Origin of the sequence: Streptomyces sp. NPDC000345, assembly GCF_042898825.1 — a bacterium.
In the GTDB taxonomy this organism is placed as follows: Bacteria; Actinomycetota; Actinomycetes; order Streptomycetales; family Streptomycetaceae; genus Streptomyces.
The window spans coordinates 218236-230897 of record NZ_JBIAZE010000005.1 but is presented as its reverse complement, the minus strand read 5'-3'; the positions used below and the strand labels follow the sequence as shown (position 1 = coordinate 230897).

The 12662-nt window shown below is 70.0% G+C and carries 10 protein-coding genes; 6 read left to right on the top strand and 4 right to left on the bottom strand.

The window, feature by feature from the left end:
* Nucleotides 1-30: 30 nt before the first annotated feature.
* The 4 genes from chvE to ACFY30_RS14165 form a co-directional block, all read right to left on the bottom strand.
* On the bottom strand, nucleotides 31-1137 hold the full coding sequence (gene chvE / locus ACFY30_RS14180; protein ID WP_390845467.1) for a multiple monosaccharide ABC transporter substrate-binding protein: 1107 nt from the start codon (nucleotides 1135-1137) through the stop codon (nucleotides 31-33).
* Nucleotides 1138-1279: 142 nt separating this feature from the next.
* Entirely contained in the window at nucleotides 1280-2251 is a 972-nt protein-coding gene (locus ACFY30_RS14175; protein WP_390845466.1) for a hypothetical protein, read from the bottom strand.
* Nucleotides 2252-2396: 145 nt separating this feature from the next.
* Nucleotides 2397-3401, bottom strand: a complete 1005-nt coding sequence (locus tag ACFY30_RS14170) for a zinc-binding dehydrogenase (RefSeq protein WP_390845465.1) — start codon at nucleotides 3399-3401, stop codon at nucleotides 2397-2399.
* Nucleotides 3398-4555 carry a mandelate racemase/muconate lactonizing enzyme family protein gene (locus ACFY30_RS14165; RefSeq protein WP_390845463.1) on the bottom strand — a complete coding sequence of 386 codons (1158 nt, stop codon included), beginning with the start codon at nucleotides 4553-4555 and terminating at the stop codon, nucleotides 3398-3400. Before ACFY30_RS14165 ends, ACFY30_RS14170 begins: the two co-directional genes overlap by 4 nt.
* A 256-nt stretch (nucleotides 4556-4811) precedes the next feature.
* On the opposite strand from ACFY30_RS14165, the gene ACFY30_RS14160 reads away from it, so the two are divergent.
* From ACFY30_RS14160 to yjfF, 6 genes are all read left to right on the top strand, one after another.
* Nucleotides 4812-5723 carry a hypothetical protein gene (locus ACFY30_RS14160; RefSeq protein WP_390845462.1) on the top strand — a complete coding sequence of 304 codons (912 nt, stop codon included), beginning with the start codon at nucleotides 4812-4814 and terminating at the stop codon, nucleotides 5721-5723.
* Between the two features lie 923 nt (nucleotides 5724-6646).
* A complete protein-coding gene (locus tag ACFY30_RS14155; RefSeq protein ID WP_390845461.1) occupies nucleotides 6647-7693 on the top strand; it encodes a LacI family DNA-binding transcriptional regulator in 1047 nt (348 codons plus the stop codon).
* A 134-nt stretch (nucleotides 7694-7827) separates the two neighbouring features.
* The gene (locus ACFY30_RS14150; protein ID WP_390845459.1) at nucleotides 7828-8835 is read left to right on the top strand and encodes an ABC transporter substrate-binding protein; all 1008 of its coding nucleotides are present in this window, start codon (nucleotides 7828-7830) and stop codon (nucleotides 8833-8835) included.
* Nucleotides 8836-8929: 94 nt separating this feature from the next.
* Nucleotides 8930-10468, top strand: a complete 1539-nt coding sequence (locus tag ACFY30_RS14145; protein WP_390845458.1) for a sugar ABC transporter ATP-binding protein — start codon at nucleotides 8930-8932, stop codon at nucleotides 10466-10468.
* On the top strand, nucleotides 10465-11574 hold the full coding sequence (locus tag ACFY30_RS14140) for an ABC transporter permease (RefSeq protein ID WP_390845457.1): 1110 nt from the start codon (nucleotides 10465-10467) through the stop codon (nucleotides 11572-11574). The genes ACFY30_RS14145 and ACFY30_RS14140 overlap by 4 nt, the downstream gene beginning before the upstream one ends.
* A complete protein-coding gene (gene yjfF / locus ACFY30_RS14135; protein WP_390845456.1) occupies nucleotides 11574-12599 on the top strand; it encodes a galactofuranose ABC transporter, permease protein YjfF in 1026 nt (341 codons plus the stop codon). Before ACFY30_RS14140 ends, yjfF begins: the two co-directional genes overlap by 1 nt.
* Nucleotides 12600-12662: the final 63 nt, after the last annotated feature.

The window sequence follows — 12662 nt, the reverse complement described above, 5'->3', positions numbered from 1 at the left end:
TCGTGCCTTCCAATCCGTAAGGGTCGACGCTTACTTGAGCTGGTCGGCCGTGTAGTAGCCGCCGTCGACCAGGACCTTCTCGTAGTTGGTCTTGTCGACGCTCACCGGCTCCAGCAGGTAGGCGGGGACGACCTTCGAGCCGTTGTCGTAGGTCTTGGTGTCGTTGGTCTCCGGCTTCTTGCCGTTGAGGACCGCGTCCACCATGTTCGCGGCGACCTTGGCCAGCTCGCGGGTGTCCTTGTAGACGGTCATCGTCTGCTCGCCCGCGATGATCGACTTCACCGACGCCAGCTCGGCGTCCTGGCCGGTGAGGACCGGCAGCGGCTTGCTCTTGGAACCGTAGTCGTCCGACTTCAGCGCCGAGAGGATGCCGATGGAGATGCCGTCGTACGGCGAGAGGACCGCGTCGACCTTCTTGCTCGAGTACGACTTGGTGAGGATGTCGTCCATGCGCTTCTGGGCGGTGGCGCCGTCCCAGCGCAGGGTCGTCACCTGGGTGAGGCCGGTCTGGCCGGACTGGACGACGAGCTTCTTGCTGTCGATGTACGGCTGGAGCACGCTCATCGCGCCGTTGAAGAAGTACTTGGTGTTGTTGTCGTCGTTGGAGCCGGCGAACAGCTCGATGTTGAAGGGGCCCTTGCCGCTCTTCAGACCCAGCTTGTCGACGATGTAGTTGGCCTGGAGCTCGCCGACCTTGGTGTTGTCGAAGGAGGCGTAGTAGTCGACGTTCGGCGTGCCGAGGATGAGGCGGTCGTAGGCGATGACCGGGATCTTGGCGTCGGCGGCCTGCTGGAGGACGTTGTTCAGGGACTTGTTGTCGATCGCCGCGACGATGATCGCCTTGACGCCCTGCGTGATCAGGTTCTCGATCTGGGAGACCTGCTGGTCGGGGTCGTCCTCACCGAAGACCAGGCTGGTCTTGTAGCCGGCGGCCTTGAGGTTCTTGACGACGTTGTTGCCGTCGGCGATCCACCGCTCGGAGGACTTGGTCGGCATCGCGATGCCGATGGTGCCGCCCTTGGAGCTGCCCTTGTCCTCCTTGCTGCCGCCCTCGCTGTTCTGGCCGCAGGCGGAGAGGGTCAGGGCGAGGGAAGCGGCTCCGGCTATGGCGGCGAGTGCGGCTCTGCGGTTACGCATGATCATCATCCTTGATGTGTGTGCAGGGCTCGGTCTCGCTGGGCCAGGACGCTGCCGAGGGTGGCGCATGGAAAGACCGAGAACAGATGTGTGGGATTCTGCGTGCCTGTGTCGGCTTCTGTGAAGCGGGGTTTCCGGAACGTTATGACGGGATGTCGAACCTGTTCAGTTCGCCGGGCAGACGCGAACCGAGCGGCGCCATGTCGCCGTCCGCTCCGTGCCGGGCGAGCAGGTCGAGGGCGAGCCGGCCGCGCCGCACCCGCTCCCGGGCCGTGGACAGGGCGAGATCCCGCATGTGGTGCCCGTAGGGGTAGATCCCCGGGGCCTTGGACAGGCCGAACTTCAGGTAGAGCGGTGCGCCGCGCCGGATCAGCTCGGCGACCTCGTACATCCGGATGTAGCCGCCGAGATCGTCGGGGGCCTCGATGTACATGTCCATGGGAGCGCCGGACACCCGGCGGATCTCGGTGAGATGATCCAGCGTCAGATCGCTGGGCACATTGACGGAGTCGGCTCCGAGGCGTTCGTAGACCGCGTAGGAGGCCGGGTTCACGGGGCCGATGAGCGCCGAGACCTTCAGTGTGGTGTCGGCCGGGACGATGCCGGCCGCGCGGGCCCGGTGCAGCGTCCACAGCACGCCCTCGTCGGCGACGAGCAGGCACTTGACACCCAGCTCGGTCGCCCGGACGGCGTCCTCGACACACCCGGCGACGGCGTCGTGCCCGCGGGCCCTGAGGCCCCCGCCGCGCGAGTCGGTACGGGTGGAGCCGCCGATGTCCCACGTGCCGCGCGGGCCGGTGAACAGGCACAGCTCGATGTCCCGCTCGCCGGTCGCCTCGACCATCTCGGTGATCTCGGCGTCGGTCAGCATCCACACGCCGCTGCCCTGGCTGATCCGGTGGATCGGCACGTCGAGCCGCGAGGCCTCCTTGAGGATGACGGCCAGCGCTTCGGGACCCTCGCACGAAGGGACCTCGGTGCGCCAGCGGCCGCCGCCCGGGAAGGAGTGGGGCGAGGTGTCGGCGGGGTCGAGGGCGGGCGCGCCGAGGCCGAGCGCGGCGAGCGCCTGCTCACCGGGCCTGCGGGCTGCCGTGGCGGAAGCGTCGGTGGTCACATGCCGTCCTTCGTGTTCGATATTTCGGTCAAGGTTCGCGGCTCATGGCGTGCGGAGCTTGGGTGTACGCCGGTACGGGGGCCGTCAGGTCGCCCCCGTACCGGCGTACGGCCAGGGGGGGTCGCCCGGCGTACGGCCGGGCTTCCTAGGGTCGGAGCAGCACCTTGCCCACCTTCGGATCGCCGGATCCCACCAGCTCGATGGCCTCGGAGAACTCGGCGAGCGGCAGCTCGTGCGTGACCAGCGGCAGCGGGTCCAGCAGCCCGGCCCCGAACACCCGGACGGTGTGCGACCACGCGTCCGGCGGCGCGCCGAAGACGGTGTGCACCTCCAGCTGCCGTACGACCAGGTCGGTCGGGTCGAGCCCGTCGGCACCCGGCGCCGGGATCCCCGTGAGGACCAGCCGGCCGCCGCGCCTCAGCAGTGAGGCGGCGGTCTGCGCGGCCGAGGCGGAGCCGGCGGTTTCGATGACGACGTCGAAGTCGTCCGGGAGCTCCTGGTCCCTGGTCCGGAAGTCGGTGGCCCCGAACTGCCGGGACAGCGTCTCCCGGTCGCCCCGCGTGCCCACGACCAGCAGCTCGGCCGGCGAGCCGGCCTTCAGGAACTGGACGGCGAACATGCCCAGCGTGCCGGTGCCGACGACCGCGACCTTCTCGCCCGGCAGGGCGTGCGCCTTGATCGCGGCGGCCGCGATGCAGGCGGCGGGTTCCAGGAGCGCGGCCGCCGTGAGGTCGGCGCCGTCCGGGAGGGTGTGCAGGAGCCGGGCCGGGAGGGTGAGGGTCGCGGCCATCGCACCCGGCTGGGTGAAGCCGGTCTCCTCGTACCCGTCCGTGCACAGCGTCGTCTCGCCCGCGTGGCAGCGGTCGCACACCTGGCAGTTCCTGAAGCCCTCACCGACGACCTTGCGGCCGACGAGGGAGGCGGGGACGCCGGGGCCCACGGCCTGGACCGTCCCCGACCACTCGTGGCCGGGGGTGAGGGGGTAACGGACGTACCCCTCGGGCCGGTTGCCCTGGTACACCTCGCGGTCGCTGCCGCAGATGCCGACGGCGTGGACGCGTACGAGCGCCTCGCCGGGGCCGGGCTCGCGAGGGGTGTGCTCGACGAGCCGGTGCTCGCCGGGCGACTCTACGACGACGGCCGTGTTCACTGCGTGCCCTTGGGCTTGCGCTGCTCCCAGCCCTCGGCCCACAGGTCGAAGCGGGCCTGCTGCTGCGGGAACTCGGCGGCGGCGTCGACGTCCAGCTCGACGCCGAGACCGGGCGCGTCGGAGAGGTGGAAGTACCCGTCGATCACCTCGGGCGCGCCCTTGACGACCTTCTTGATCTCCGCGTCGGCGAAGTCGTTGAAGTGTTCGAGGATCTTGAAGTTGGGGGACGTGAAACCGACCTGGAGGGAGGCGGCGGTGAGAACGGAGCCACCCACGTTGTGCGGGGCGACCAGCATGTAGTGCGTCTCGGCGGTGGCGGCGAGCTTCCGGGTCTCCCAGATGCCGCCGATGTGGCCGACGTCCGGCTGGATGATGTCGACGGCCTGGCTCTCGAACAGCTCGCGGAACTCGATGCGGTCGTGGATGCGCTCCCCCGTGGCGACGGGGATGTCGACCTTGGCGGCGACCTTCTCCAGGGCCTTCAGGTTCTCCGGCGGGCAGGGCTCCTCCAGCCAGGCGGGCTTGAAGGGAGCGAGCTCCTTGGCCAGCCGGACGGCGGTGGCGGGGGAGAAGCGGCCGTGCATCTCCAGCATCAGCTCGGCGTCCGGCCCGATGGCGTCCCGTACGGCCTCGATCAGGGAGACGGCGTACAGGGTCTGCTCGTGGTCGAGCTCGAAGTGGCCGGTGCCGAAGGGGTCGATCTTGAGGGCCTTGTACCCGCGCTCCATGACCCCCTGGGCGGCCTTGTGGTAGGCCTCCGGGGTCCGCTCGGTGGTGTACCAGCCGTTGGCGTAGGCCTTGACCTTGTCGGTGACCTTGCCGCCGAGCAGCTGCCAGACGGGGACGCCCAGGGCCTTGCCCTTGATGTCCCAGCAGGCCATCTCGACGACGGCGATGCCGGACATCGCGATCTCGCCGGCCCGCCCGTAGTCGCCGTACTTCATACGGCGGGTGAGGTCCTCGACAGCGAATGGGTCCGAGCCGAGAATGTGGTTCGCCTCGGCCTCTCTCAGATAGCCGATCAGCGCGTCGGTGTGGCCCAGCATGCGGGTCTCTCCGACACCCGTGATGCCCTCGTCGGTGTGCACGAGGACGTAGGTCAGGTTCCGCCATGGCGTCCCGACCACGTGCGTGCTGATTCCGGTGATGCGCACGGAAGTTACCCTTCGGCTGTTCGAGATTTCGTCACCTGTTCGAAATGCTGGCCAGACAGTAAGTACCGCGTGAGCGGAGTGTCAATGGGTCGAACGAGTAACGGTTTCGACAGTTTCGACGCCCTTTCGAGAATTCGCGATCCGGCGGTGTGTGGCAGGTCACTCGAGCCGCCGCGCCGGTATGACCGGTTTCCCACACAACTTTCACAGGCGGACCTAGGAACGTGACCGCCCGGGAACCTAGTCTTCCCGCGTCATGGACTACTGCCACCCGTGCCGACGGCACCTCAACGGCGCTCTCGCCTGCGCGGGGTGCGGCGCACCTGCCGACCAGCTACGCGCGTATCCCGAGCAGGGCTACGCGCCGGAGCCGTACGCCCAGGACACCCCCGCGCCGCAGCCGTACGGCGCCGCCGGCCCGTACGGCGCCCAGGAGGCGTACGGGTCCGGGTCCGGCGAGCCGTACGGGACTCAGGAAACGTTCCGCCAGGAGGAGCCGGAGTCCGCCGCCGACGAGCCGGCGCGCGAGGGTGACGCCGACGGCGAGGGCGGCGAGCCGCAGGGCCGCGCCGCGCGCCGCCGGGAGCGGGGCCGGGGCGACCGGGGCCGAGGACGCGGACCGGCCGACGAGGGCCCCGCCGGCCCCGGCGAGGCCGACGCGAGCCGCCGTGACCGCAAGGCCGCGGTCCACCGCCGGCGCCGCAGACGCACGGTACTGATCACCGCCGGGTTCGTGCTGGCGGCGGGCGGCCTCAGCCTGGCCGAACTCGGCGTGGACGCACCGGGGTTCGACTCCTCCCCGAACCCGGCGGCGGCCGGGGGCGAGTCGTCGGAGGTCGACGACTCGACGACCGAACCGAGCACGTCCGCACAGCCCCTGGACGACAGGAACGGCACCGGTGGGGACAAGGGTTCACCGTCCCCCTCCGCCTCCGCCTCCGCCTCCCCGTCCGCGTCGAAGTCACCGGCCGACGAGGACGACGCCACGCGGTCCCCGGGCGGGGAAGCCCAGTCGGCCACCCTGCCCGCCTCCTCGGCGCCGGCCTCCGGCTCGACGGACCCGGCGGGCTCCGGCTCCACCCCGACCGCCGACCCGACGTCGTCGAACCCGTCCCCCCAACCGTCACCGTCACAGACCTGCACCCGCTTCCTGTGGTGGTGCTCCTAACGCCCGGGCGTCCCCCGGCTGCTCCCCCGTCCCGGCGTCCCCCGCGGACCACTGCGAGCCGCGCCGCACGGGGCTTTGCCCTGCCGGCGGGCGAGCCTTCGCCGAGTGGCCGGACGCGCCGGATGAGTCTGGGTCGCTTGGGCCGGGCGGGCCGGATGGGCCTGCGTCGCGTGGGCCGGGACGGCGTTTGCCGTGCGGTCGGGCGGACCGTTGCCCTGCGGGCCGGGTGAGGCTCTGCCGTAGGCCGGGATGCGTGTGCCGTGCGGGCCGGATGGGCCTGCGTCGCGTGGGCCGGGACGGCGTTTGCCGCGCGCTCGGGCGGGCCATTGCCTTGCGGGACGGGCGGGCCTCGCCGCGTGCCCCGGGGCGGGTGTTCGCCGTGCGGGCCGGATGGGTCTTCGCCCTGCCGGCCGGATGAGCGTTTGTCGTGTGGGGCGTTGAGCGGTCGGCGGCCGGCTGGACGGTTCTGTCCATGACGGTGTGCCGGACGTCCCGGCGGCGCGCCTGCCCCGGGTGCCGGTGCGAGTGAGCCCTGTCGGGGCGGGCGCCGTTCCGCCGCTCCGCGGGGCTGCCTCACGCCGGCGGGATCATGGCCCCTACCTGGGCGAACGGGCCTGCCGGCGGGGTCGTGGGCCCGGTCGGGACGGGCCGTCGCCAGGGGGCGCGTTATCCAACCGTGACGGCCTTCCGCTGCAGCCCTCTTGACCGCCGTGAATTGTTAGCGCTCACAATGACCTCCGCATTCACCAGTCAAGGTCCAGCGCCAGCGGGGGAGTTACGAGCGTCGTGCCCAGAGTGCCCCAACTCGCCGAGCCCGCCGGGGCCGTTGGACCGTCCGGGATCCCGGCGTGAGGTCGGCGCCGCGGAATCGTCCGTCCACCCCGCAGGACTTATCGGCAGACCAGCGCCAAGGAGGTGCGGCCGTGACGCACACGCAGCTTCGGCCGCCCACCATGGCCGACGTGGCACGCCAGGCCGGCGTGTCCCACCAGACCGTGTCCCGCGTGCTGGGGGACCACCCCAACGTGCGGGACGAGACCCGGGCCAGGGTGCTGCGCGCGATCGAGGAGATGGGCTACCGCCGCAACTCCTCCGCACGGGCCCTCGCGACCCGGCGCACCCGCACCCTGGGTGTCGTGGCCTCCGACACCACCCTCTTCGGACCGGCCAGCACGCTGTTCGCGCTCGAGGAGGCGGCGCGTGCCGAGGGGTATCTCGTCTCGACGGTCAGTCTGCGCGAACTGACCGTGGAGAAGCTGTCCGAAGCCCTGGACCACCTCAGCGAGGGCGGGGTGGAGGGAGTGGTCGCCATCGCCCCGCAACGGTCGGCGGTGGACGCCCTGGCCGGACTGCGCCATCCGTTCCCGGTGGTCATCGTGGGCAGCGGGCCGGGCGTGGACATCCCCAGCGTCAGCGTGGACCAGCGCCTGGGCGCGCGGCTGGCCACGGGACATCTGCTGGCCGCCGGCCACCGCAGGGTCTGGCATCTCGCCGGGCCCGAGGACTGGCAGGAGGCGGCCGACCGGGCCGCCGGCTGGCGGGCGACCCTCGAAGCGGCGGGTGTCGAGCCCCCCATGCTGCTGCGCGGGGACTGGAGTCCGCTGTCGGGCTATCGTGCGGGCCAGGAACTGGCCGGCTGGGTGGGCCGGGGGCTGACCGCCGTCTTCGTCGCCAACGACCAGATGGCACTGGGGGTGCTGCGGGCCCTGCGGGAGGCGGGCGTCCGGACCCCCCAGGACGTCGCGGTGGTCGGCTTCGACGACATCCCGGAGTCGGAGTTCTTCGCTCCACCGCTCACCACCGTCCGGCAGGACTTCGCGGCGGTGGGCAAGCAAGGGATCGCGCTGCTCCTGGAGCTGATCGAGGGCCGGCCACCCGCCACCACGCCCCGGATCGCGATCGAACCCCAACTCGTCGTCCGTGCGAGCACCTTCCCGTACACCGCTCAACCGGAGGGCGTACCCCTCTGACGGACCCACCGGCCACCTTCGGCGAGACGTGTGGCCGAAATGCCGAACAATGATCGACAGGCTGGACGTACCACGGCCGGTCGCATCGAGTACCAGCAGGTCCTCCCCGGGCCGGCTCTTCAAAGGAGAAGAACATGCTCAGCAGAAGGAACTTCCTCACCGCGGCGGTCGGCGTGGCGGCCGCGGGCGGCCTGGCGGCCTGCGCCAAGAAGGACGAGAGCTCTTCCGGCTCCTCCTCCGGGGACGGCAGCAAGGCGATCACGCTCGGCTTCTCCCAGGTCGGCTCGGAGAGCGGCTGGCGCAGCGCCAACACCACCTCGGTGAAGGACGCGGCCAAGGAGGCGGGCTACACCCTCAAGTTCTCCGACGCCCAGCAGAAGCAGGAGAACCAGATCTCCGCGATCCGCAGCTACATCGCGCAGAAGGTCGACGTCATCGCCTTCTCGCCGGTCGTCGTCACCGGCTGGGACGCGGTGCTCAAGGAGGCCAAGGCCGCGAAGATCCCGGTGGTCCTCACCGACCGCTCGGTGGAGACCTCCGACGAGTCCCTGTACGTCACGCTGGTCGGCTCCGACTTCACCGACGAGGGCCGCCGCGCCGCCAAGATCCTCGAGAAGGTCATCGCGAAGGCCGGCCTCAAGGGCGCGGTGAAGATCGCCCAGCTGGAGGGCACCACCGGCGCCGCCCCCGCGATCGAGCGCGCCAAGGGCTTCAAGGAGGTCATGGACGCCGACCACGCGGACGACTGGAAGATCGTCGTCAGCCAGACCGGTGACTTCACCCGTGCCGGCGGCAAGCAGGTCATGGCGGCCTTCCTGCAGTCCAACCCGGACGTCAACGTGCTCTTCGCGCACAACGACGACATGGCCATCGGCGCCATCCAGTCCATCGAGGCGGCGGGCAAGAAGCCCGGCAAGGACATCCTGATCGTCTCCATCGACGGCGTGAAGGACGGCTTCGTGGCCATGTCCGAGGGCAAGATCAACGCCATCGTCGAGTGCAACCCGCTGCTCGGCCCCCAGCTGATGGACGTCGTGAAGAAGGTCAAGGACGGCGAGACGGTCGAGCGCTGGATCAAGACCGAGGAGAGCGACTTCATGCAGGACCAGGCCAAGGCCGCGCTCCCGACCCGCAAGTACTGACCGACGGCACCCACCGGCAGGGAGCCTCCGTCCGACCGGGTCATCGGTCCCGGGGCTCCCTGCGGCCTGAACCACTCTCATGAGGAGCGCTGCCATGGCAGAGCCGCTGCCCGTCCTGGAAATGACGGGCATAGTCAAAGAGTTCCCGGGGGTACGGGCTCTGTCGGACGTCGACTTCCGGCTCTTCCCCGGCGAGATCCACGCCCTGATGGGCGAGAACGGCGCGGGCAAGTCCACCCTCATCAAGGTGCTGACGGGGGTCCACTCCCTGGACGGCGGCACGATCACCCTCGACGGGAGGCCCGTCCGGTTCGCCAGCCCGCTGCAGGCCCAGCAGGCCGGCATCAGCACCGTCTACCAGGAGGTCAACCTCTGCCCGAACCTGTCGGTGGCGGAGAACATCTTCATCGGGCGCGAACCGACCCGGATGGGCCGTATCCAGTGGAAGCGGCTGCGGCAGGAGGCGGCGGAGCTGGTGGACCGGCTCGGCCTCGACATCGACGTCACCGCGCCCCTGTCCTCGTACCCGCTGGCGGTGCAGCAACTGGTCGCGATCGTAAGGTCGTTGGGCACCGGTGACAGCGATGGCGAGGGCTCGGGCACCAAGGTGCTGATCCTCGACGAGCCGACGTCCAGCCTCGACCGCGACGAGGTCCTCCAACTGTTCTCCCTGATGCGGCGGTTGAAGGGCGAGGGCGTCGCGATCCTGTTCGTCTCGCACTTCCTCGACCAGATCTACGAGGTCTGCGACCGGATGACCGTGCTGCGCAACGGCACCCTCGTCGGCGAGCACATGGTGAGCGACCTCGACCAGGTCGGGCTCGTCCAGCTCATGCTCGGCAAGGCCATGGGCCAGCTGGAGGAGCTCCACGACCACCAGCTGCACTCCGACGTGGGCGACACGCTGCTGAAGGCGGACGGCCTCGGCAGGACCGGCGGCATCGCCCCGTTCGACCTGGAGATCAAGAAGGGCGAGGTGATCGGGCTCGCCGGTCTGCTCGGATCGGGCCGCACCGAACTCGCCCGGCTGCTCTTCGGCGCCGACCAGCCGGACAGCGGCAAGGTGTCCGTCGGCGGCCGGCAGGTCTCGATGAGCGCCCCGAACGACGCCATCGGCGCCGGTGTCGCGTTCTGCTCGGAGAACCGCAAGACCGAGGGTCTGGTGCCCGATCTGACGGTGCGGGAGAACATCATCCTGGCCCTGCAGGCCGCGCGGGGCTGGACCCGGCCCATCCCGGCCGCCCAGCGCGACGAACTCGTCGCCAAGTACATCAAGGCGCTGGACATCCGCCCCGCCAACCCCGAGGCCAGGGTCGGCCAGCTCAGCGGCGGCAACCAGCAGAAGGTGCTGCTGGCCCGCTGGCTGATCACCCAGCCGAAGCTGCTGATCCTGGACGAGCCGACGCGCGGCATCGACATCGGCGCGAAGGCGGAGATCCAGAAGCTCGTCGTCTCGCTCTCCGAGGACGGCATGTCCGTCCTGTACATCGCGGCCGAGCTGGAGGAGGTCCTCCGGCTCAGCCACACCATCGGAGTGCTGCGGGACCGCCGGCTGGTGGCCCGGATCACCAACGGGCCCGAGATCACCACCAGCAAGATCCTCGAGACCATCGCGAGCGGAGAACACCAGTGACCACCACCTCCCGCTGGCGAGCACTGACGCACCACCACCTGTTCTGGCCGGTCGCGGTCCTGGTCGTCCTGCTGCTCGTCAACGTCCCGTTCACCCCCGACTTCTTCTCGATCAAGATGACGGACGGCCACCTCTACGGCAGCCTCGTCTCGATCGTGCTGTTCGGATCGCCCCTCATCCTGGTGGCGGTCGGCATGACCGTGGTCATCGCCACCGGCGGCATCGACCTCTCCGTCGGCGCCGTGGTCGCCATCACCGGGGCACTGGCCTGCTCGTACATCAGTGACCAGGCCGACCAGGGCGCCCTGTCCGGGGTGCTGCTCGCCATGGGCCTGGGGCTGCTGGCCGCGGTGGTCTGCGGTCTGTGGAACGGCTTCCTGGTCGCCCGGATGGGCATCCAGCCGATCATCGCCACGTTGATCATCATGGTCGCCGGACGCGGCGTGGCCCAGCTGATCACCGACGGCCAGATCATCACCGTCAACAGCGAGCCGTACAAGCTGATCGGCGGCGGCTACTGGCTGACGCTGCCCTTCTCGATCTTCGTGGTGGCCGTCGTCGTGGCCGTCACCGTGGCACTGACCCGCCGCACCGCGCTCGGCCTGCTCGTCGAGGCGGTCGGCGGCAACGCCGAGGCCAGCCGGCTGGTCGGCATCAGGTCCCGGCGCATCAAGATCATGGTCTATATGTTCTGCGCGCTGTGCGCGGGCATCGCGGGCCTGATGATCAGCTCCAACACCTCGGCCGCCGACGGCAACAACGCCGGCCTGTGGATCGAGCTCGACGCGATCCTCGCCGTGGTGATCGGCGGCACCTCGCTCCTGGGCGGCCGGTTCTCCATCGGCGGCACGGTGGTCGGCGCGCTCGTCATCCAGACCCTGACCACCACGATCTACACCATCGGTGTGCCGACCCAGACCAACCTGGTCTTCAAGGCCGCCGTCGTCATCGTCGTCTGCCTGCTGCAGTCCCCGAAGTTCCGCGCCAAGGTCTTCGGCGCCAGGTTCGGCGCCGGGCTGGGCACGAGGGGAAGCGCCAAGCCGGCCGCGGCCCCGGCGGACACCGCCGCGGCGACCGAGGCCGCTCCCAAGATGGAGGTGTCGTGATGAGCACGACCACCCAGAGCCCCCCGGCCGCCCCGGACAGCCGCACCCCGTCCAGGGCCGCGCGGCTGCTCGAAGACCGGCGCCTGCCCGTGGTGGCCACGGCCCTGCTCTTCCTCGTCATGTACGGCGTGGGCCTGAGCCGTTACCAGTACTACGGGTTCGCCGAACCGCAGGTCTTCCTGAACCTGTTCATCGACAACGGCTATCTGCTGGTCGCCGCCGTCGGGGTCACCTTCGTCATCCTGTCCGGCGGCATCGACCTGTCCGTCGGCTCGGTGATCGGCTTCACGACGATGTTCACGGCCTGGCTGGTGGAGCGCCAGGGACTGCCGATCGTGGCCGTGATCCCCCTGGCGCTGGCCGTGGGCGCCCTCGGCGGCTTCCTGATGGGCTATGTGATCCACAACTTCGAGATCCAGCCCTTCATCGTGACCCTCGCCGGTCTCTTCCTCTTCCGCGGCCTGTGCCTGGTCATCAGCAAGGAGTCGATCTCCATCGGCGACTCCTCGGTCAGCAGCATGGCCCAGGCGCAGGTCTCGCTGGGAATGGGATTCCTGTCGATCGGCGCGGTCGTCTCACTGGTCGTCCTCGCCGTGGCGTTCTACGTCCTGCACTACACCCGCTTCGGGCGCCGGGTGTACGCCATCGGCGGCAACGAGCAGTCGGCCCTGCTGATGGGTCTCCCGCAGGGCGGCACGAAGATCGCCGTGTACACCGTGAGCGGCTTCTGCTCGGCGCTCGCCGGTCTCCTGTTCACCCTCTACATCCAGTCCGGCGACCCGCTGCACGCGACCGGCATGGAACTCGACGCGATCGCCGCGGTCGTCATCGGCGGCACCCTGCTGACGGGTGGCTCCGGCTACGTCCTGGGCACCCTCTTCGGCGTCCTCGTGCTGGGCCTGATCAAGAGCCTCATCCAGTTCGAGGGCACGCTCAGCTCCTGGTGGACGAAGATCGCCACCGGTGTGCTGCTGTGCGCCTTCATCCTGATCCAGCGGTTCATGACGGCCCGCAGGAAGACCTGAGCCGGGACGTCCCGCACCGGAGCGGTCCGCCGCACACACACCGTGCGCCGGACCGCTCATGGC